The sequence below is a fragment of the Pseudomonas viciae genome (assembly GCF_004786035.1).
Lineage (GTDB): Bacteria > Pseudomonadota > Gammaproteobacteria > Pseudomonadales > Pseudomonadaceae > Aquipseudomonas > Aquipseudomonas viciae.
Map to the genome: position 1 here is coordinate 6,320,533 of NZ_CP035088.1, position 21,208 is coordinate 6,341,740.

Here is a 21,208-nt window from a genome sequence, read left to right on the forward strand (position 1 = left end):
CTCCATGCCTGATTACCGCTCGAAAACATCCACCCATGGCCGCAACATGGCCGGCGCCCGTGCACTGTGGCGCGCCACGGGGATGAAGGATGACGACTTCAAGAAGCCGATCATCGCCATTGCCAACTCCTTCACCCAGTTCGTACCGGGCCACGTTCACCTCAAGGACCTCGGCCAACTGGTTGCCCGGGAAATCGAACGCGTCGGCGGCGTTGCGAAAGAGTTCAACACCATCGCCGTGGATGACGGCATCGCCATGGGCCACGACGGCATGCTCTATTCGCTGCCGAGCCGCGAGATCATCGCCGACTCCGTCGAATACATGGTCAACGCCCACTGCGCCGACGCCATCGTGTGCATTTCCAACTGCGACAAGATCACCCCAGGCATGCTCATGGCCGCCCTGCGCCTGAACATCCCGGTGATCTTCGTTTCCGGCGGCCCGATGGAAGCCGGCAAGACCAAGCTCGCCAGCCACGGCCTGGACCTGGTGGACGCCATGGTCATCGCCGCCGACTCCAGCGCCTCTGACGAGAAGGTTGCCGAGTACGAGCGCAGCGCCTGCCCGACCTGCGGTTCGTGCTCCGGCATGTTCACCGCCAACTCGATGAACTGCCTGACCGAAGCTCTGGGCCTGGCCTTGCCGGGCAACGGTTCGACCCTCGCCACCCACAGTGACCGCGAACAGCTGTTCCTGCAGGCCGGCCGGACCATCGTCGAGCTGTGCAAGCGCTACTACGGTGAGAACGACGAGTCGGTGCTGCCGCGCAATATCGCCAACTTCAAGGCGTTCGAAAACGCCATGACCCTGGACATCGCCATGGGCGGTTCCACCAACACCATCCTGCATTTGCTGGCGGCCGCCCAGGAAGCCGAGATCGATTTCGACCTGCGCGACATCGACCGTTTGTCTCGTCACGTACCGCAACTGTGCAAGGTCGCACCGAACATCCAGAAGTACCACATGGAAGATGTGCATCGCGCCGGCGGGATCTTCAGCATCCTCGGTTCCCTGGCCCGTGGCGGCCTGTTGCACACCGACCTGCCGACCGTGCACAGCAAGAGCATGGCCGAAGGCATCGCCAAGTGGGACATCACCCAGACCACCGACGAAGCCGTGCATCACTTCTTCAAGGCCGGCCCGGCAGGTATTCCGACGCAAACCGCGTTCAGCCAGTCGACCCGTTGGGAAACCCTGGACGACGATCGTGAAAACGGCTGCATCCGCAGCGTCGAGCACGCGTATTCCCAAGAAGGCGGCCTGGCCGTGCTGTACGGCAACATCGCCCTGGACGGTTGCGTGGTGAAAACCGCCGGCGTCGACGAGTCGATCCACGTGTTTGAAGGCAACGCCAAGATTTTCGAAAGCCAGGACAGCGCCGTGCGCGGGATCCTCGCCGACGAAGTGAAAGCTGGCGATATCGTGATCATTCGCTACGAAGGCCCGAAAGGCGGCCCGGGCATGCAGGAAATGCTCTACCCCACGTCCTACCTGAAGTCCAAGGGCCTGGGCAAAGCCTGCGCCTTGCTCACCGACGGTCGTTTCTCCGGCGGCACCTCGGGCCTGTCCATCGGCCACGCTTCGCCAGAAGCAGCTGCCGGCGGTGCCATCGGCCTGGTGCGCGATGGCGACAAGGTGCTGATCGACATTCCGAACCGTTCGATCAACTTGTTGATCAGCGATGAAGAACTGGCCGCGCGCCGCGTCGAGCAGGACAAGAAAGGCTGGAAACCGGTGGAAGTGCGTCCGCGTAAAGTCACCACCGCCCTCAAGGCCTATGCCCTGCTCGCCACCAGCGCCGACAAAGGCGCGGTGCGGAACAAGGCGATGCTCGACGGCCTGTAAGCGTCGATAGCCGCAATAAAAATGCCCCGCCAAGTGCGGGGCATTTTTATTGGGTCAATGATATCTCCGTGGCGAGGGAGCTTGCTCCCGCTTGAGTGCGAAGCGCTCACAAAAGCAGTACCTGCAGCTTTTCCTCTTGTGCGGGTTTACTGAATGTCTTCCGGCTTGACGATCACCCAGTTCTTGTCCGCCGTCACCGGCAGTCCTTCCTTCGCCTGGGCAGCGGCGTGCTTGGCCATCATGCCGTTAATCTGGGTCATGTACTTGTCCTTGCGGTTGACCCACAGGTGGATGCCGCCTTTGGCCACGTCTACATCGTGGAACAGCATGTAGCCATCGCTGCTCGGGGTGTCGCCGGCCACGAGTACCGGTTTTTTCCATTCGTCGATATACGTCAGGATCGCCGCATGCTTACCGGCCATCCAGGTCGCCGGGGTCCACAGATAAGGCGTGTATTCCAGGCCGAGGTTGGCTTTCTCATCATATTTGCCAGCGGTGATCTGCTTGCGTGCGGTGGTCAATTCGCCGGTCTTGCGGTCCTTGAGCAGCGTGGTCACACCGATGATGTTCTGCGGCTTGAGGTTGTAGCCGTACTTCGGATCGGCGGCGACCATGCGCACCAGCTCTTCCGACGCCGCGGTCATGACATAGACCTCGATGCCGTTTTCCATCAGCTTGTTGTACAGCTCGGCCTGGCCGGTGAAGATTTTCGGCGGATTGACGTTGTAGTTGACCACCTTGTCACCATCGTAATACGTGGTCGGCACCGGTTTGCCAGAAGCCATCAGCTCGTCGACATAGCCCTTGAGTTCTTTGAGGGTAAAGCCGGAAAACACCTGGGCCACCCATGGATAGCAGACCATGTCATCCACTTCGCACAGGCGGTAGTAATAGCTGAACAGACTTTCCTTGTGGTCGGCCGTGTCCTTGAACGGCATCAGTTTCAAGGACGGGTCCAGGGTTTCACGGGTGATGAGGCCCTTGTTCTCCATGAACGGCAACAACGACTCTTCAAGGTCGTAGCGGTAACTGGTGTTGTCCATGTCGAACACCGCGTAGTTACCCTTGTTGGCATTGGCCGCGATCATCGCGTCCAGGGCCTTGGCCTGTTCCGCCGGCCAGTGTTTGAGTTCGGTGGCGAGCACTTGGCCGGCAAGGCCCAGGCTCAAGGCGACAGCGAGAAAACGAGGTACGAGCTTCATCGGCATTTCTCCCAGGTTCAAAGAACCCGACGCTAACAAATGCGTGTGACAGTCCTCGCCTACCCGCGACGGCTTGCGTCCTGATAACGCCAGCGACATGTCCGTAAACGCCGCCGCCTTATTCCATAAACGACAATCTACATGCCTTTTTAGTATTAATTCATTAGTTATCAGGCTGTTAGGCTCCCCGGTTCGCAGTCGCGGCTCCAAGCGACTGGCACAAGTCTTATCGGAGTCTCTTTGATGAATCTGCCGCTGATCCTCAATCTGCTGGTATTCCTCGCCTTGCTGTTCGGCCTGGCGCAAACCCGTCACCGCACCTGGAGCCTGGCCAAAAAAGTGCTGCTGGCACTGGTGCTGGGCGTGCTGTTCGGTCTTGCCCTGCACACGATTTATGGCGCCGGCAACCCGGTGCTCAAAGCCTCGATCGGTTGGTTCGACCTGGTGGGCAACGGTTACGTGCAACTGCTGCAAATGATCGTCATCCCGCTGGTCTTCGCCTCGATCCTCAGCGCCGTGGCCCGCCTGCACAACGCCTCGTCCCTGGGCAAGATCAGCTTCCTGACCATCGGCACGCTGCTGTTCACCACGGCCATTGCCGCCCTGATCGGCATCGGCCTGACCAACCTGTTCGGCCTCACCGCCGAAGGCCTGGTGGCCGGCACCCAGGAGCTGGCGCGCCTGCAAGTGATCCAGAGCGACTACGCCGGCAAGGTCGCCGATCTGAACATTCCGCAATTGCTGCTCTCGTTCATTCCGCAGAACCCCTTTGCCGACCTGGCTCGGGCCAAGCCGACTTCGATCATCAGCGTGGTGATTTTTGCGGCGTTCCTCGGTGTTGCGGCGTTGCAGTTGCACAAGGATGACGTGGAGAAAGGCCAGAAAGTGATCAACGCCATCGACACCCTGCAAAGCTGGGTGACGCGCCTGGTGCGCCTGGTGATGAAGCTGACCCCGTACGGCGTGCTGGCCCTGATGACCAAAGTGGTGGCTGGCTCCAACCTGCAGGACATCATCAAGCTCGGCAGCTTTGTCGTGGTGTCGTACCTGGGGCTGGGCCTGATGTTCGTGGTGCATGGCTTGCTGGTGTCCACGGCCGGAATCAACCCGTTGCGCTTTTTCCGCAAGATCTGGCCGGTGCTGACCTTCGCGTTCACCAGCCGCTCCAGCGCCGCGACCATCCCGTTGAGCATTGAAGCCCAGACCAGTCGCCTGGGCATCCCCCGCTCCATCGCCAGCTTCTCCGCCTCGTTCGGCGCCACCATCGGCCAGAACGGTTGCGCCGGCCTCTATCCGGCGATGCTGGCGGTGATGGTTGCACCGACGGTGGGCATCAACCCGCTGGATCCAGTGTGGATCGCGACGCTGGTGGCAATCGTGACGTTAAGTTCGGCCGGGGTGGCCGGTGTCGGTGGCGGCGCGACGTTTGCCGCACTGATCGTGCTGCCGGCCATGGGCTTGCCGGTCTCGCTGGTGGCACTGCTGATTTCCGTCGAGCCACTGATCGACATGGGCCGTACGGCGTTGAACGTCAGCGGCTCGATCACCGCTGGGGCAATTACCAGCCAGGTGATGCAGCAGACCGACAAGGCGTTGCTCGATGCCGAGGAGCATGGGGAGTTGGTGCACGCTTGATGGGGAGTACCTGCTAAATCGCCATCGCGAGCAAGCTCGCTCCCACAGTGGTCAGCGGTGATCGCAGATATTGTGCTCACCAAAAAACCAATGTGGGAGCGAGCTTGCTCGCGATGCTTTTAGCGCTTTTCCCACACCTCAAAGCTGTAGGCCGGCTTGTCCCCTTCGGCCGGGTTCGGCTGGTTCGACACCAATGTCCACTGGCTCGAATCAAACGCCGGAAACCACGCATCCCCTTCCGGGCTCAGCGCCACGCGGGTCAGGTACAGGCGATCCGCCTGCTCCAGGGCCTGGGCGTATAGCTGGGCACCACCGATCAACATCAGCTCGTCGACGCCCTGTTCCAACGCCCACGCTTCGGCACGTTCCACCGCAGCCTGCAGCGTGGAAAAAACTTCCGCGCCCTCCAGCGCCAGGCCAGGCTGACGGCTGACCACGATGTTCAGCCGCCCGGGCAACGGTCGACCGAGGGAGTCCCAGGTCTTGCGCCCCATGATGATCGGCTTGCCCAGGGTGGTGGCCTTGAAGTATTTGAAATCCCCCGGCAAGTGCCAGGGCATACTGTTGTCGACGCCGATCACACGGTTTTCACCGAGGGCTGCAATCAGGCTTAGGGGGAGAGTTTTTTTCATGGCGGCGAGGATACCAGAGGCTCGACGCCTGGCAACGTACCCCGACAAGCGCCACAGCGGTTATGCTCAACCCTCATTCGAGCAACGGAAGCGCCCGTGACAGAACTGCAGAACCTCTGGTTGACCGAGACGGTACGCCTGCGTGAAGAACACGCCGGCCCGCTCGAGGACCAGGAAGCCAATCGCCTGGCCCGTGCGGCAGGCGGCGATTTATCCAGCCGCATCCACCACCGCGCCCGCTGGCTGGCCGAACGTGATGGTCTTACCCAAGCCTTGCGCCACTGGCTGCAAGGGGCGCGCCTGGCGCTGATCTTACTGGCGCTGCTCGCGCTCATCAGCGGCGCTGGCCTGGGCTTTGCCGCCCTCGGCGACGGGCAAACACCGGTCAATGTGTTCTGGGCCTTGGGCAGTCTTTTGGGACTGAACCTGATCCTGCTCATCGGCTGGGTGCTGGGCCTGATATTCACTGGCGAGCAAGGCGCCGCCCTGGGGCGCCTGTGGTTGTGGCTCAGCGAAAAACTGGCCCGCGATGCCAAGGCCGCCCAACTGGCGCCAGCCCTGCTGCTGTTGCTGCAGCGGCACAAGCTCAATCGCTGGGCCCTCGGCGCACTGGTCAACGGTTTGTGGCTGCTGGCGATGCTCAGCGCGCTGGTCATCGTATTGATGCTGATGGCGACCCGGCGCTACGGCTTCGTCTGGGAAACCACGATTCTCGGTGGCGAAACCTTCGTCGCCATGACCCAGGCCCTCGGCGCGTTGCCCGCGCTGTTGGGTTTCAGCGTGCCGACTGAGGAGATGATCCGCGCCAGTGGCGATACCGCGCTGAATATCGAAAGCGCCCGCCAGGCCTGGGCCGCCTGGCTGGTGGGCGTGCTGTTGGTGTATGGCGTGCTGCCGCGCCTGTGCTTGGCGCTGCTGTGCCTGTGGCGCTGGCAACGCGGCCGGGCCACGCTGCGCCTGGACCTGAACCTGCCGGGTTATGCCCAACTGCGCGAGCGGCTGATGCCCAGCAGCGAACGCCTGGGCGTCAACGACGCCGCGCCCGCGCAACTGCATCACATCGAAAGTGCGGTCAGCGCGATGGAAAGCGATGGCGCGTTGCTGGTGGCCATTGAACTGGATGATCGACCCTGGCCGCCGAAGCTGCCAACCACCGTGAAAAACGCCGGCGTCCTCGACAGCCGCGAGTCGCGCCACAAACTCCTCGAACAACTGTCACGTTTTCCCCCGGCGCGACTGGCGATTGCCTGCGACCCTCGGCGCTCACCGGACCGCGGCAGCCTGGCGTTGATCGCCGAACTGGCCCGCAGCGCCAGTGCCACCCGCGTCTGGTTGTTGCAGGCGCCGCCTGGCGAAGCGCTGGACGCCGAACGCCTGGGCGACTGGCACAACGCGCTGCAGCAGTTGCAATTGCCCTTCGCCGACTGCGCGCCGTTGAATTGGCTGGAGACTGGCCATGACTGAGCCCATGAAGCCGCTGAAACTGGCCGTGGTCGGCCACACCAACGTGGGCAAGACGTCCCTGCTGCGTACCTTGACCCGGGACGTCGGCTTCGGCGAAGTATCCCATCGCCCGAGCACCACCCGCCACGTCGAGGGTGCGCGCCTGTCGGTGGATGGCGAAGCGCTGCTGGAGCTGTACGACACGCCGGGCCTGGAAGACGCCATCGCCCTGCTCGATTATCTCGAGCGCCTGGAGCGGCCCGGTGAACGCCTGGACGGCCCGGCACGGCTGGCCCGGTTCCTCGATGGCAGCGAGGCGCGGCAACGCTTCGAACAGGAAGCCAAGGTGCTGCGGCAACTGCTCGCCAGCGATGCCGGGCTCTATGTGATCGATGCCCGCGAGCCGGTGCTGGCCAAGTACCGCGATGAGTTGGAAGTCCTCGCCAGCTGCGGCAAACCGCTGCTACCGGTATTGAACTTCGTCAGCAGCGCCAACCACCGCGAGCCTGACTGGCGCGAGGCCCTGGCGCGGCTGGGGCTGCACGCCCTGGTGCGTTTTGACAGCGTCGCCCCGCCCCAGGACGGCGAGCGGCGCTTGTATGAAAGCCTCGCGCTGTTGCTGGAAAGCGCCCGCGGGCCATTGGAACGCCTGGTCGCCGATCAACAGGCCCAACGCCTGGCTCGCCAGCAGAGCGCGGCACGACTGGTTGCAGAATTGCTGATCGACTGCGCCGCCTGCCGACGCAGCGTGGCCAGCGATGCCGAACTGGAACGCCAAGCCATCAGCGAACTGCGCAACGCGGTGCGTCAGCGTGAACAGCGCTGCGTCGATGCGCTGCTCAAGCTCTACGCCTTCCGTCCCCAGGACGCGGCCGCCAGCGACCTGCCGCTGCTCGATGGCCGTTGGGGCGATGACCTGTTCAACCCTGAAACCCTCAAGCAATTGGGCGTACGGGTCGGTGGCGGGATCGCGGCGGGCGCGGCGGCCGGCGCCGGTGTGGATCTGCTGGTGGGTGGCCTGACCCTCGGTGCCGCCGCCCTGGCCGGGGCCATTGTCGGCGGCACCCTGCAAACCGCCCGCAGCTATGGCAACCGGCTGATGGGCAAACTCAAGGGTCAGCGGGAATTGACGGTGGACGACAGCGTGCTGCGCCTCCTGGCCCTACGCCAACGCCAATTGCTGCAAGCCCTCAACCTGCGCGGCCATGCGGCCATGGACAGCATCCGCATCGCCACGCCCCAGGACAAGACCTGGCGCGAAGGCAAACTGCCCGAAGCCCTGAACAAGGCCCGGGCGTATCCGCAGTGGTCGTCGCTGAATCCTCAGCAACGGCTGAGCCAGGCGGAGCGGCAGGAGCAGATCGAGCAGTTGGCGCAGCAGCTCTAGATGACACAAAACCTGCTTGGGAACATGGTGCTCTCTTGTGGCGAGGGGATTTATCCCCTCGCCACAAGAGAGCAGTGCTGCCCCGTAGTTACTCCTCGATCAAGGCCCTGAGCACCGCAGCAGCTTCCGGCAACTCCAACTCACTGAACACCTTCACCCCATGACGCTTGAGCAAGGCCGCCGTCACGCCTTCGCCGCTGATTTTCACGCCACTGAACGTCCCGTCATAGGTCAGCAGGTTGCCGCACGACGGGCTATTGGCCTTGAGCACGGCGATCCGGATGCCATGGGCACACACCAATTCCAGCGCTTGATTCGCACCGGACAGGAACTGCGCACTCACATCCTCGCCCTCGGTGGTGATCACCGCCGCCTGGCCGTCGAGTACGTGCCCGCCCTGCCCACCGGGAATCTCCGCCGCCGCCCGAGGCGTGGGCAGGCCGCCGGCGACTTCCGGGCACAACGGCACGACACGACCTTCGTCGAGCCATTGCTGCAGCTGGTCGAACGGCCCGCTGGCGCCGCCGTCGTAGCGCACGCGGTGCCCAAGCAGGCAGCGACTGACCAGAATTTTTTCCATGCTCAGAACAACTCGTTGCCACGGCGGCGGAACCATCCCGTCAAGGACAGGCGATCGCGGGTGGCGGGCAGGACTTCATGGGGTATTTGCCCCGACAGGAACACCACCAGGCAGCCACCAGAGGGCACCACGTCATGTTCCACGCCATCGTCCAGGTACATGCGCAACTGGCCGCCATGTTCCGGCAGCCAGGCGTCGTTGAGATACAGCACCGCCGATACCATGCGCCGGTCGTCATCGCGGAAGCGGTCGACGTGCTTGAGGTAGAACGCACCGGGCGGGTACAGGGCGAAATGGCTTTCGAAATCTTCCAGGCCCAGGAACAACCCGCGATTCATCGCTTCGCGCAGACTGTCCATCAACCCCAGGTAACGGTCGCAGGCTTGCGCCTGGCCGGGTTCGATCCACTGGATACGATCACCACGAATGCCTTCACGAATCTCCGAAAATGGCCCGCGCCCGACCGCGGCCGGGGCCAGCTCGCCCTCGGCGGCACGCTGGCGACATTCGGCCGCCAGGGCGCGGGTCAGTGCATCCGGCAGGAAAATGTTCTGCTGCGACCAGCCGCGCTCGGCCAGGTCGTCGACGATACGTAACAGCAGCGGGTGATCAGAAGGTATTTGCATGGCGCGCATAGTATTCCTGTGCCTGCAAAACCGACAGCGACGCTCAGCAGGTTTTTTGCTGCCAGATAGCACCGCCGTACGAACTTGATACGAATTCTCGACAAGACCCCACACCCCACGGAGAATAGTCGGCTGCTGACAGGAGTCCCTATGCGTCGTTTGCTTTTCTCACTGTTGATGTTCTGCGTATTGCCTGCCTGGGCAGACAGCTACGACCAGTTGTACAAGGTCGCCGGCTGGCCGCAACAGCGGGCGCATTTCAATGACGCCTTGAGCGCCGCGCAGCAGCGCTACCAGGACAGCCTGCCACCAGCGGTGTTCCAGGCACTGGTGAACAACAGCAATCAACGTTTCGCCCCCCAGGCCATGGACCAGCGGGCCGAAGCGCAAATGCGCAAGAATCTTCGCGACCCTCAGCCAGCCCTGAGCTTTTTCCAATCGCCCTTGGGCCGCAAAGTCGTGGCCGCCGAGCTGCTGGCAACCCGCCGCGATCAATTGGCGAAAAACGCCAAGGGCCTACCGAAGATGCAAGCCAGCGACAACCGCCTGTTGATCATCGGCCACCTGGCCCAGGCCCTGCCCGCCCGCGAGGCCGGTGCTGAAGTCAGCCTAGCGATTGCCGGCGTGGCGGCCGACAGCCTGAGTTCGATGATCCCCGGCCTGCTGGGCGGTGGCCAGGCCCAGGGCATGCTCAACGGTCAGCGCCAGCGGCTGATGGAACAGATCGGCACCGACCTGAACAACACGCTGTTGTATGTCTACCGTGACCTGACGGATACCGAGCTGGAAGAGTTTTCCACCTTCGCCGAGTCGACCGAGGGCCAGGCTTATTATCAGGCCGCCTTGGCGGCGATTCGGGCGGGGTTGGCGGTGGGGCAGAATCTCGGGCAGTAGATCTTCAGCGCCCATAACACCGCCATCGCGAGCAAGCTCGCTCCCACAGGGTATTGAGTGAACTCAGGTTTCGCGAGCGCTGACGGTCCAATGTGGGAACGAGCTTGCTCGCGAAAGCAATTGATCAGTCACCGCTGAACCCGACTCATTCGCTCGGTCAGAAACCCAAACATCTCCTGCCGTATCGCCAGCGTCTCATTCGCCAGGTGATGCCGGCCCTCGGGCAGCATCAATACCTGCGGCCGAGCGAATTTGCTGCGCAGCACTTGCAGGTTATGCCCCCAATCCACCGTCATGTCCGCCTGCCCCTGCACGATCAATGGCTGGCGCGGACTGCTCGGGGCGGCTTCGATGCGTTTGATCCATTGTCCCAACGCCCCCACCCACGCCGTGGGCAGGCGCAGCGGTTGCAGGGGGTCGGCTTGCAGGAACGACAGGAATTGCGGATCGTTGGAGTTCTCGCTGAAACGCCGGGCGATGCCGGTCACGAAGGGTTTGAGCAGGTAATAACTCAGGCGCGACCAGCCCCAGGCCCGTGGCCGAACCAAGGGCGACAGTAGAATGACCTGGCCCTGGGCCGGGCTGTTTGCGCCCTGGTTGAGCACATGATCGACCACGATGGCCCCGCCGGTACTTTGTCCGCATAGATGCCAGGGTTGCGGCAGGTCCAGCGTCGCGGCCTCCCTCAGCAGCCCTTGCAACGTTGCCTGGTACTCAGCGAAATCACCGATGCTGGCGCGTTCTCCGCTGGACAGGCCATGGCCCGGCAGGTCGCAGGCGATCACCACGAATTTCTGCTCCAGCGCCCACTCGATCAAGTGCCGGTACAGCCCCATGTGATCGTAGTAACCATGGAACACGAACATCGTCGCCACGGCTTTTTCCGGCCACCAGACCTGGGCGACCACCTCATACCCGTCTATCTCGAAACGCCCCAGTCCCTTGCGCAATGGGTGTTGGGGGAAATCCAGTCCATAGAAGCGCTGATAGGCCTGTGCTTGCTCCGAGAGAGGTTGCCACTGTGCCAAGGGTTGCAGGCTGGCACGCAGGTGATCGGGGTTGAAAGTGGCAGGCATCAATATTCCCAGGCAAAGCGCAGCGCGCGAAACGGACTTTATAGGCCTGCGATATTCATCTGTCGCGACAGTCATGGCAAGCTAGCCGGCCCCAGAGGATCGACTTCATGCGTTCGCCCCACCGCACGACCTTGCTTGCCAGCCTGCTTGCCCTCGGGTGCGCCGCCATGCTGTGGGTCGCCTACGACTGGTTCCAGGGGCGCTTTCTGCGCACGTTCAGCCAACATACGGCGGTGTTTTCCGGCGACCCACTGCGCCTGCCTGCTGACCTGGCCGGCCCTGGCGCGATCCGTCTGGTGCATTTCTGGGACCCGGCGTGCCCGTGCAACGTCGGCAATCAGCAACACCTGGCCGAGTTGATCGATAAATATGTACCGCAAGGCGTCGAATTTTATGCAGTACAAAAGGCCGGCAGCCAAGGTCGCTTACCGACCACGCTGAGCCATCTCAAAACCCTCTCGGTACTCCCCGGTTCGAGCCAGATTCCTGCCAGCCCGGCCGTGGCGATCTGGGATCGTAGCGGCAAACTGGCGTATTTCGGCCCCTACAGCGAAGGCCTGACCTGCAACTCGAGCAACAGCTTCATCGAGCCGATTCTCGAGGCATTGAGCGTTGGCCGGGCGGTCGATGCGACCCATACGCTGGCGGTGGGGTGTTATTGCCCGTGGAGCCAGGACACATCAGCCAAAGAATAGCCAGCCGGGGGAAATCCCTCCGAGGGGCGATGCGCAGGTAAGCAGCGGCATGCTAAACAGGGAATAAACAGCGAGACCATGGGGTCGCTGTCACTCAATAAGGAATCTCCATGAAACGCACCCTCTTCGCCTTCCTGTCACTGGTCGTCACCGCCATCATCGTCGCGGGCGGCTACCTCTACAGCAAGCAGCCCACCCGCCAGGGCATGGTGCAACTGCAAGGGCTGCACGGTTCGGTGACCGTGCGCTACGACGAACGCGGCGTGCCGCATATCCGCGCCGAGAACGAAACCGACCTGTACCGCGCCCTCGGCTATGTCCATGCCCAGGACCGGTTGTTTCAAATGGAGATGATGCGTCGGCTCGCCCGTGGCGAACTGGCCGAGGTGCTGGGGCCTAAGCTGCTCGACACCGACAAGCTGATGCGCAGCCTGCGTATCCGCGAGCGCGCCGCGACCTATGTCACCGAACAAGACCCACAATCCCCGGCCTGGCTCGCCATGCAGGCTTACCTGGACGGCATCAACAGCTATCAGGACAGCCACACCCGACCGCTGGAGTTCGATGTGCTGGGCATTCCCAAGCGCCCCTTCACCACCGAAGATACCGTGAGCATTACCGGTTACATGGCCTACAGTTTCGCCGCTGCCTTTCGTACCGAACCGCTACTGACCTATGTGCGCGACCAATTGGGCGCTGATTACCTGAACATCTTCGACCTCGACTGGCAGCCCCTGGGCGTGCTCGCCAAAGGCGGCAAGAGCGCCCTGCCACTGGCCGCTGCCGACTGGAAAGATCTCAACGCCCTGGCCCGCTTGAGCGAGCAGGCCCTGGCCGATCACGGCCTGCCGCAGTTCGAAGGCAGCAACGCCTGGGCGCTCGCCGGCAGCCGTACCCACAGCGGCAAACCGCTGCTGGCGGGTGACCCACATATCCGTTTTTCCACGCCCTCGGTGTGGTATGAGGCGCACCTGTCGGCGCCGGCTTTCGAACTCTATGGGCAGTACCAGGCGCTGATGCCCTTTGCGACGCTGGGTATGAACAAGGATTTCGGCTGGAGCATCACCATGTTCCAGAACGACGACCTCGACCTGATCGCCGAGAAGGTCAACCCGGACAACCCCGAACAGGTCTGGTATCGAGGCCAATGGGTGGACATGACCCGCAGCGAACAGCAGATCGCGGTCAAGGGCCAGGCACCAGTGACACTGGTGCTGCGCCAGTCGCCCCACGGCCCGATCGTCAACGATGTCCTTGGTGCTAACGCCGGCAAGACGCCGATCGCCATGTGGTGGGGTTTCCTGGAAAGTCGAAATCCGATCCTCGAAGCCTTCTACCAGCTCAACCGCGCCGACACTTTGGCCAAGGCTCGTGGCGCCTCAGCCAAGATCCATGCACCCGGGCTGAATGTTGTCTGGGCCAATGCCAAGGGCGATATCGGCTGGTGGGCTGCGGCGCAATTGCCCAAGAGGCCGGCCGGCGTGAAGCCCGGGTTCATACTCGATGGCAGCAGTCCGGAAGCAGAAAAGGAAGGCTTCTACCCTTTCAGCAGCAACCCCCAGGAAGAGAACCCGGCACGGGGCTACATTATCTCGGCCAACTTCCAGCCGGTGCCGGCCAGTGGCATCGAGATCCCGGGTTACTACAACCTCCCCGACCGTGGCCAGCAACTCAACCTCCAGCTCAGCGACAAGCAGGCGAAGTGGGACATCGAGACCTCCCAGAAACTGCAACTGGGCACCACCACAGCCTACGGCCCGCGTCTGCTCGCGCCTTTGCTGCCGGTGCTGCGTGAGGTGGTCAGTGATCCGCAGGAGCGCAAGTGGGTGGAGCAGTTGGCCCAATGGCAAGGCGATTATCCGCTGGACTCCACCAGCGCTACGCTGTTCAACCAGTTCTTGTTCGACCTGGCCGACGCGGCCCTGCGCGATGAACTGGGTGACGGCTTCTTCAACACCGCGCTGTCGACCCGGGTGATCGACGCGGCCCTTCCACGCCTGGCGGCAGCGGCAGACTCACCATGGTGGGACGACCGCTCGACACTGGGTACGCAAACCCGGGCCGACACCGTGAAAAAAGCCTGGAGCAAGAGCCTGGCGCACCTGAAGGCCACCCTCGGCGACGATGCCACGCAATGGCAGTGGGGCAAGGCCCACACCCTGACCCACGGCCATCCGCTGGGCCTGCAAAAGCCGCTGGACCGGATCTTCAATGTCGGTCCGTTCGCTGCCCCGGGCACCCACGAAGTGCCTAACAACCTCTCGGCCAAAATCGGCCCGGCGCCCTGGCCGGTGACCTACGGCCCGTCCACCCGACGCATCATAGACTTCGCCGACCCGGCCCACAGCGTCACCATCAATCCGGTCGGCCAGAGCGGCGTGCCGTTCGACAAGCATTACGAGGACCAGGCAGAGGCTTACATCGAAGGGGTATATCACCAGGCGCACCTGGTCGAGGAAGAAGTGATGGCCAATACCCGCGCGACCCTGAAGCTGTTGCCGGCCAGGGCCGCGCCCTGAGTTTGTGGGGTATTTTTCATCGCCAACAGACTTGATCGTCATGGATGGTCAAGACTACAAGGGTTCAACAACCCGCCCTCGTCACAGGAGTCACGCAATGTTCAACAACTGGTCCGAACTGCTGCCCACCATCAAAAGTGCCTTTGGCGCCCTGGGCAAGAGCAACCCGAAAATGGTCAAGGCCTACATGGCCCTGGATGAAGCCGCCGCCGAAAATAACGTACTCGATGCCAAGACCCGTGAACTGATCTCTATCGCCGTGGCGATCACCACCCGCTGTGACGGCTGCATCGGCGTGCACACCGACGCCGCCATCAAGGCCGGCGCCACCCGCGAAGAAATCGCCGCCACCCTGGCCACCGCGGTGTCGCTGAACGCTGGCGCGGCGTACATCTACTCCCTGCGAGCGCTGGAAGCCCATGACGCGTTGAAGAAGTGAGAGGCTGACACTTACGCCAGCGCGCCGAAATTCAGCCTGAATTGCTGCGGCGTTACGCCCAGCCTGCGATTGAATACGCTGCGCATGTGCTGGGCATCGCGAAAGCCGCATTGCCAAGCCACGGTCTTGAGCGGGGCGCGGGTGCTTTCGAGCATCACCCGCGCCGCGTCCACCCGGGCCTGCTCGACGAACTCCGCGGGCGTGATCTTCGCTTCCCGGGTGAACACCCGCGAGAAGTTACGCTGGCTCATGCTCGCGGCATTGGCCAGATCGGCGATGGTCAGGTCACCGTTCAGGTGCGCCAGTACATAGGCCTGGACCTGGGCCACGGTGGATGTCGGCTCAGCATGGGGTGCAAGAAAAGGGCTGAATTGCGACTGCCCGCCCGCGCGCTGGGTGAACACCACCAGCCGCTTGGCGACACTCAGGGCAACGTCCGGGCCATGGTCCTGGGCCAGCAGGAACAACGACAGGTCGATGCCAGCGCTGACCCCCGCGGAGGTGTAGAGCTGGCGGTCCTGCACGTACAAACGATCCGCTTCGACCCGGGTCGAGGGACACAGCTGCGCCAGCGCCGCGGCGTCACCCCAATGGGTGGTAACAGTTCGCCCCTCCAGCAATCCAGCCCGGGCCAGCATGAAAGCGCCATTGCAGATCGACCCAAAGCGCCGGGCCCGACCACAGGCCTCCCGCAACCAAGCATCGAATTCTGCGCCAAGGTGCATGAACGGCAACTGCGGCCCGCCCGCGACCAACAGCAGGTCATAGGCCTGCCAAGCCTCGCTGAAATGCCGATGGGCATTCAGGGACAAACCGTTGGAACAGGACATCGCGCCTCGCTCGGCGCCGATCACTTCAAGGCGATAGTGATCCTCGGCGACCAGGAACCGATTGGCTTCGCTGAACACGTCCATGGGCCCGGTAACGTCCAGCGACTGGACGCCAGGGAATACCACGACGGAGACGATTTTCTGCATGGTGCTCGCTTGCCTTCGAGTAGAACGACTCCAGCACCCTAGCCAATTCGCGTCCCGGAAGCCATCTGGCACGAAACCCAGGCTTATTGGCAAAGATCGCAGCCATAGGAACATTGTTCCGGTACCTTGCGGCGAACAGACTGAACCCCTCGGCGCCGCACTGGCCCATCGTCAAGAGGAGAACAGCATGAACAGCATCGCCGGCATCAAGATCCCCGACAGCACCCTCGCCCGCGCCACCACCGAGTACATCCGCGATATCGAGTCCGACCTGCTGTACCATCACTCTCGCCGGGTATTTCTGTTCGGCGCCTTGAGTGGCCAGCGTCGGCAGTTGGCCTATAACCCGGAGTTGCTGTATGTCGGTGCGATGTTCCACGATCTGGGTCTGGTGGAGGGTTATCGCAGCGACAACGAGCGCTTCGAAGTGGACGGTGCGAACGCGGCCTCAGCGTTCCTCAAGCCCTACGGGTTGAGCGATGACGACATTGAGCAGGTATGGCTGTCGATTGCCCTGCACACTACGCCGGGCGTCCCCAAATATCTGCGTCCCACGGTGACGCTGGTGACGGCCGGAGTGGAGATGGACGTGCTGGGAATGGACTATACCGCGTTCCCGGCAGCGCAGCGCGACGCCGTGGTGCACGCTCATCCGCGCGGGGAAGGGTTCAAGGAATGCATCATCTGCGCCTTCGCCGACGGTTTGCGGCATCGTCCGCAGACCACCTTTGGCAATGTGAAGACCGACGTACTGGTGGATCAGGAACCCGGGTTCAAACCGATGAACTTCGTGGAGGTGATCCGCTCTTCGCCTTGGCATTCGTAGCCAGCACGCCCCACCGCTATCGCGAGCAAGCTCGCTCCCACAACGGATCTGCGGTGGTTCACGGATTGTTGAGCAACAAAAAAACCTGTGGGAGCGAGCCTGCTCGCGAAAGCGGTGCATCAGCCAACATGAATGTTGGATGTACCTCCGTCTTCGCGAGCAAGCTCGCTCCCCCATTTGGCGCCAGTGTCAGGTTAGACCGGCGCGGTCTCGGCCCGGCGTACTTCTGGTTGTTTCCAGGAGTCGGCGGCGCTTTCTTCGATGGCTTGCTGGATCGCCCGCTTGCGGCTTTCTTCGGCGCGGCGGCTGAAGTACCAGACCAGGAAGGTCACCAGCGACACGGCCAACAGGATCAGGCTCGCCACGGCGTTGATCTCCGGCTTCACACCCAGGCGCACCGCCGAGAACACTTCCATCGGCAACGTGGTCGAGCCAGGACCGGAAACGAAGCTCGCCAGCACCAGGTCATCCAGGGACAACGCGAACGACATCATGCCCCCCGCCGCCAGCGACGGCGCGATCATCGGGATGGTGATCAGGAAGAACACCTTCCATGGCCGCGCCCCCAGATCCATGGCGGCCTCTTCGATGGACAGGTCCAGCTCACGCAAGCGCGCCGAGACCACCACCGCCACATAAGCGGCACAGAACGTAGTGTGGGCGATCCAGATCGTGATGATGCCACGCTCCTGGGGCCAGCCGATCATCTGTGCCATGGCCACGAACAGCAGCAACAGCGACAGACCGGTGATCACTTCCGGCATCACCAGCGGCGCGGTGACCAGGCCGCCGAACAGCGTGCGGCCCTTGAAGTGGGTGATGCGGGTCAGCACGAAAGCCGCCAGCGTACCCAGGGCCACCGCGGCAATCGCCGTGTAGCAGGCGATTTCCAGCGAGCGCATCACCGAGCCCATCAACTGGCTGTTGTCCAGCAGGCCAACGTACCACTTGATCGACCAGCCGCCCCACACCGTCACCAGCTTGGAGGCGTTGAACGAGTAGATCACCAGGATCAGCATCGGCGCGTAGATGAACAGCAAACCCAGCACCAGCATCAGGCTTGAAAAACTGAAGCGCTTCATTCCTTGCCCTCCATTTCTTTGGCCTGACTGCGGTTGAACAGGATAATGGGCACGATCAGGATCGCCAGCATCACCACCGCCAGGGCGGAAGCCACCGGCCAGTCACGGTTATTGAAGAATTCCTGCCACAGCACTTTGCCGATCATCAGGGTTTCCGGACCGCCGAGCAGTTCCGGGATCACGAACTCGCCCACCACCGGAATGAACACCAGCATGCAACCGGCGATGATGCCGTTCTTGGACAGCGGCACGGTGATCTTCCAGAAGCTGTTGAAGGTGCTCGAACCCAGGTCGGAAGCGGCTTCCAGCAGGCTGGTGTCGTGTTTGACCAGGTTGGCGTACAGCGGCAGGATCATGAACGGCAGGTACGAATAGACAACGCCGATGTACACCGCCAGATTGGTATTGAGAATCTGCAGTGGTTCGTCGATCCAGCCCATACTCATCAAAAAGCCGTTGAGCAGGCCGTTGTTGCTGAGGATGCCCATCCACGCGTAGACGCGGATCAGGATCGCGGTCCAGGTCGGCATCATGATCAGCAGCACCAACACCGTCTGCATCTCTTTACGGGCGTTGGCGATGGCGTAGGCCATCGGGTAGCCAATGAGCAGGCACAGCACGGTGCTGATCAGGGCCATCTTCAGCGAACCGAGGTAGGCGGCGATGTACAACTCATCGTCGCTCAACATCACGTAGTTGCCGAGGTTGAGCAGCACCTGCAGCTTCTGGTCGACGTAGCTGTAGATCTCGGTGTACGGCGGAATGGCCACATCGGCTTCAGCGAAGCTGATCTTCAGGACGATGAAGAATGGCAGCATGAAAAACAGGAACAGCCAGATGAAAGGCACCCCGATGACCAGTTGACGGCCACCGGGCGTTATTCGGTCGAGTCGGCGTTTGAGTTTGCGCATGTTCATGAGCGAAGCACCACGCCGCTGTCGTCTTCCCACCAGACGAACACCTGGTCGCCCCAGGTCGGACGCTGGCCACGGCGTTCAGCGTTGGCGACGAAGGATTGCACCAGCTTGCCGCTTGGCAACTCGACGTAGAACACCGAGTGGCCACCCAGGTAAGCAATGTCATGCACCTTGCCGCTGGACCAGTTGTTTTCGCAGGTCGGCTGCTCGGCGGTGACCAGCAGTTTTTCCGGGCGAATGGCGTAGGTTACCGACTTGTCCTGCACAGAGGTGCTGATGCCGTGGCCCACATAGATGTTGCGGTCCAGATCCTTGCAAGTCAGTACTGCGTGGCCTTCGGCATCGTCCACCACCTCGGTCTCGAAGATGTTGACGTTGCCGATGAACTCGCAAACCAGCCGGCTGGTGGGGGTTTCGTAGATGTCGATCGGGCTGCCGATCTGGGCGATCCAGCCCAGGTGCATGATCGCGATGCGCTCGGCCATGGTCATGGCCTCTTCCTGGTCGTGGGTCACCATGACGCAGGTTACGCCGACCCGCTCGATGATCTCGACCAGCTCAAGCTGCATTTGCGAACGCAACTTCTTGTCCAGGGCCCCCATCGGTTCGTCGAGCAGCAACAGCTTGGGTCGCTTGGCCAGGGAACGGGCCAGGGCCACACGCTGGCGCTGGCCGCCGGAGAGCTGGTGCGGCTTGCGCTTGGCATACTGGCTCATCTGCACCAGCTTGAGCATTTCGGCCACGCGGGCGTCGATCTCGGCTTTCGGGATCTTGTCTTGTTGCAGGCCGAAGGCGATGTTCTGCGCCACGGTCATGTGGGGGAACAAGGCATAGGACTGGAACATCATGTTGATCGGCCGCTCATAGGGCGGCATGTCGGTGATGTCCACACCGTCGAGGAAAATGCGCCCCTCCGTGGGCCGCTCGAAACCGGCCAGCATGCGCAGCAAGGTGGACTTGCCCGATCCCGAACCGCCGAGCAAGGCGAAGATCTCGCCTTTCTTGATTTCCAGGGACACATCGTCCACGGCAATCGTCTCGTCGAACTTCTTTGTGACCCGATCGATTTTGACCAGCACCTGCTTGGGTGTCTGGTCGCCCTCGAGGGCTTTCTTATAGGCGCCGGAGGCAACTGCCATTTACGAAACTCCCACAGAATTTGCAGCTCGTCCTACACGAACGAACCTTGGATAGTTAGAGCGCGCTTAACGCTATTTACCCGACTTGACCTTGGTCCAGCTGCGGGTCATGAGTCGTTGGATCTTGGGCGGCAACTCGGAGTTGACGTACAGTTTGTCGACGACCGCTTGCGGTGGGTAAACCGCCTCGTCGGTGCGTACTTTCTGGTCCATCAGTTCGCCAGCCTTGGGGTTCGGGTTGGCATAACCGACAACGTCGCTGACCTGGGCGATGACCTCAGGCTTGAGCACATAGTTGATGAACGCGTGGGCTTGCTTGACATTGGAGGCGTCGCGCGGGATCGCCAGCATGTCGAACCAGAGGTTGCCGCCTTCCTTGGGAATCACATAGGCGATATCGACGCCCTTGCCGGCTTCGCTGGCACGTTCGCGGGCCTGGAAGATGTCGCCGGAGAAACCGGCGGCCACGCAGATCTCGCCGTTGGCCAGATCGGAGATGTACTTGGAGGAATTGAAGTAGGTCACGTAAGGCCGGATCTTGAGGAGCTGGGCCTCGGCCTTCTTGTAGTCTTCAGGGTTTTCACTGTTGGGGTCCAGGCCCAGGTAATTGAGCATCGCCGGGATCATCTCGTCACCGGAGTCGAGGAACGAGACACCGCAGCTGGAGAGCTTCTTGATGTTTTCCGGCTCGAACAGCATGGCCCACGAGTCGATCTTGTCGACGCCCAGGACAGCCTTGATCTTCTCGACGTTGTAGCCGATGCCATTGGTGCCCCACAGGTAAGGCACGGCGTATTGATTGCCCGGGTCGTTCTTTTCCAGGCGCTTGAGCAGCGCAGGGTCGAGGTTGGCGTAGTTGGGCAACTGCGACTTGTCGAGTTTCTGGAACGCCCCGGCCTTGATCTGCTTGCCCAGGAAGTGGTTGGACGGCACGACCACGTCGTAACCAGTACGCCCGGCCAGCAGCTTGCCTTCCAGGGTTTCGTTGGAATCGAACACGTCATACACCGGCTTGATGCCCGTGGCTTTTTCGAAGTCCGCCAGGGTGGTCTCGCCGATGTAGTCCGACCAGTTATAAATATGCACGGTGGACGCCGCCTGGACACTGACGGCAAGCGTCAGGCCCGCGCCGACCAGCAGGGCATTGCGTAGCAAAGAAAAAACAGGCACGTGGAGGTCCTCTTAAATAGTTGGGCCCAAGTTGCCCCCGTTACCTGGCCACGATGGACCCTGCAACAAAACCGGCGCGCAACTTACCCTCGATAAACCGATCCAGCAAAACTTTTAGTCATT

Annotated in this window: 19 protein-coding genes; 9 read left to right on the top strand and 10 right to left on the bottom strand. The window is 62.1% G+C overall.

Annotation, left to right across the window (positions count from 1 at the left end; translation table 11 throughout):
- The first annotated feature begins 4 nt into the window (after window positions 1-4).
- On the top strand, window positions 5-1,846 hold the full coding sequence (ilvD, locus tag EPZ47_RS28230; protein WP_135847649.1) for a dihydroxy-acid dehydratase: 1,842 nt from the start codon (window positions 5-7) through the stop codon (window positions 1,844-1,846).
- Window positions 1,847-1,992: 146 nt separating this feature from the next.
- On the opposite strand, the gene EPZ47_RS28235 is transcribed toward ilvD, so the two are convergent.
- Window positions 1,993-3,048, bottom strand: a complete 1,056-nt coding sequence (locus EPZ47_RS28235; protein ID WP_135847650.1) for an HAD family hydrolase — start codon at window positions 3,046-3,048, stop codon at window positions 1,993-1,995.
- Window positions 3,049-3,291: 243 nt separating this feature from the next.
- On the opposite strand from EPZ47_RS28235, the gene EPZ47_RS28240 reads away from it, so the two are divergent.
- A complete protein-coding gene (locus EPZ47_RS28240) occupies window positions 3,292-4,683 on the top strand; it encodes an L-cystine transporter (protein ID WP_135847651.1) in 1,392 nt (463 codons plus the stop codon).
- Between the two features lie 119 nt (window positions 4,684-4,802).
- Here EPZ47_RS28240 and EPZ47_RS28245 read toward each other — a convergent pair whose 3' ends face one another.
- Window positions 4,803-5,315, bottom strand: coding sequence for a dihydrofolate reductase (locus tag EPZ47_RS28245; protein ID WP_135847652.1), 513 nt, complete (start codon window positions 5,313-5,315; stop codon window positions 4,803-4,805).
- A gap of 96 nt (window positions 5,316-5,411) precedes the next feature.
- Here EPZ47_RS28245 and EPZ47_RS28250 point away from each other — a divergent pair, with 96 nt between their 5' ends.
- Window positions 5,412-6,779: a DUF2868 domain-containing protein gene (locus EPZ47_RS28250; RefSeq protein ID WP_135847653.1), complete on the top strand. Its 1,368-nt coding sequence runs from the start codon at window positions 5,412-5,414 to the stop codon at window positions 6,777-6,779.
- A complete protein-coding gene (locus EPZ47_RS28255) occupies window positions 6,772-8,145 on the top strand; it encodes a DUF3482 domain-containing protein (protein ID WP_135847654.1) in 1,374 nt (457 codons plus the stop codon). The genes EPZ47_RS28250 and EPZ47_RS28255 overlap by 8 nt, the downstream gene beginning before the upstream one ends.
- A gap of 88 nt (window positions 8,146-8,233) precedes the next feature.
- Here the strand turns inward: EPZ47_RS28255 and EPZ47_RS28260 are convergent, their stop codons facing one another.
- Entirely contained in the window at window positions 8,234-8,725 is a 492-nt protein-coding gene (locus EPZ47_RS28260) for a 2-thiouracil desulfurase family protein (protein ID WP_135847655.1), read from the bottom strand.
- A gap of 2 nt (window positions 8,726-8,727) precedes the next feature.
- Window positions 8,728-9,360, bottom strand: a complete 633-nt coding sequence (locus tag EPZ47_RS28265; protein ID WP_135847656.1) for a 2OG-Fe(II) oxygenase — start codon at window positions 9,358-9,360, stop codon at window positions 8,728-8,730.
- A 141-nt stretch (window positions 9,361-9,501) separates the two neighbouring features.
- On the opposite strand from EPZ47_RS28265, the gene EPZ47_RS28270 reads away from it, so the two are divergent.
- Window positions 9,502-10,245 carry a DUF2059 domain-containing protein gene (locus tag EPZ47_RS28270; RefSeq protein WP_135847657.1) on the top strand — a complete coding sequence of 248 codons (744 nt, stop codon included), beginning with the start codon at window positions 9,502-9,504 and terminating at the stop codon, window positions 10,243-10,245.
- Between the two features lie 128 nt (window positions 10,246-10,373).
- Here EPZ47_RS28270 and bipL read toward each other — a convergent pair whose 3' ends face one another.
- A complete protein-coding gene (gene bipL / locus EPZ47_RS28275; protein ID WP_135847658.1) occupies window positions 10,374-11,321 on the bottom strand; it encodes a phospholipase BipL in 948 nt (315 codons plus the stop codon).
- 107 nt (window positions 11,322-11,428) lie between these two features.
- Here bipL and EPZ47_RS28280 point away from each other — a divergent pair, with 107 nt between their 5' ends.
- The 3 genes from EPZ47_RS28280 to EPZ47_RS28290 all read left to right on the top strand — a co-directional run bounded on the left by EPZ47_RS28280 (window position 11,429) and on the right by EPZ47_RS28290 (window position 14,974).
- Window positions 11,429-12,016: a DUF6436 domain-containing protein gene (locus EPZ47_RS28280; RefSeq protein ID WP_135847659.1), complete on the top strand. Its 588-nt coding sequence runs from the start codon at window positions 11,429-11,431 to the stop codon at window positions 12,014-12,016.
- 110 nt (window positions 12,017-12,126) lie between these two features.
- Complete coding sequence (locus tag EPZ47_RS28285) at window positions 12,127-14,535, top strand: penicillin acylase family protein (protein ID WP_135847660.1); 2,409 nt, start codon at window positions 12,127-12,129, stop codon at window positions 14,533-14,535.
- A gap of 97 nt (window positions 14,536-14,632) precedes the next feature.
- Window positions 14,633-14,974, top strand: a complete 342-nt coding sequence (locus tag EPZ47_RS28290; protein ID WP_014340738.1) for a carboxymuconolactone decarboxylase family protein — start codon at window positions 14,633-14,635, stop codon at window positions 14,972-14,974.
- An 11-nt stretch (window positions 14,975-14,985) separates the two neighbouring features.
- Here EPZ47_RS28290 and EPZ47_RS28295 read toward each other — a convergent pair whose 3' ends face one another.
- Window positions 14,986-15,951 carry a GlxA family transcriptional regulator gene (locus tag EPZ47_RS28295; protein WP_135847661.1) on the bottom strand — a complete coding sequence of 322 codons (966 nt, stop codon included), beginning with the start codon at window positions 15,949-15,951 and terminating at the stop codon, window positions 14,986-14,988.
- A gap of 187 nt (window positions 15,952-16,138) precedes the next feature.
- On the opposite strand from EPZ47_RS28295, the gene EPZ47_RS28300 reads away from it, so the two are divergent.
- Window positions 16,139-16,777, top strand: a complete 639-nt coding sequence (locus EPZ47_RS28300) for an HD domain-containing protein (RefSeq protein WP_135847662.1) — start codon at window positions 16,139-16,141, stop codon at window positions 16,775-16,777.
- Between the two features lie 194 nt (window positions 16,778-16,971).
- Here EPZ47_RS28300 and EPZ47_RS28305 read toward each other — a convergent pair whose 3' ends face one another.
- The 4 genes from EPZ47_RS28305 to EPZ47_RS28320 all read right to left on the bottom strand — a co-directional run bounded on the left by EPZ47_RS28305 (window position 16,972) and on the right by EPZ47_RS28320 (window position 21,085).
- On the bottom strand, window positions 16,972-17,859 hold the full coding sequence (locus EPZ47_RS28305) for an ABC transporter permease subunit (protein ID WP_135847663.1): 888 nt from the start codon (window positions 17,857-17,859) through the stop codon (window positions 16,972-16,974).
- Window positions 17,856-18,776, bottom strand: a complete 921-nt coding sequence (locus tag EPZ47_RS28310; RefSeq protein WP_135847664.1) for an ABC transporter permease subunit — start codon at window positions 18,774-18,776, stop codon at window positions 17,856-17,858. The genes EPZ47_RS28305 and EPZ47_RS28310 overlap by 4 nt, the downstream gene beginning before the upstream one ends.
- Window positions 18,773-19,915, bottom strand: a complete 1,143-nt coding sequence (locus tag EPZ47_RS28315) for an ABC transporter ATP-binding protein (RefSeq protein WP_109752527.1) — start codon at window positions 19,913-19,915, stop codon at window positions 18,773-18,775. Before EPZ47_RS28315 ends, EPZ47_RS28310 begins: the two co-directional genes overlap by 4 nt.
- A gap of 72 nt (window positions 19,916-19,987) precedes the next feature.
- Window positions 19,988-21,085: a polyamine ABC transporter substrate-binding protein gene (locus tag EPZ47_RS28320; RefSeq protein ID WP_135847665.1), complete on the bottom strand. Its 1,098-nt coding sequence runs from the start codon at window positions 21,083-21,085 to the stop codon at window positions 19,988-19,990.
- Window positions 21,086-21,208: the final 123 nt, after the last annotated feature.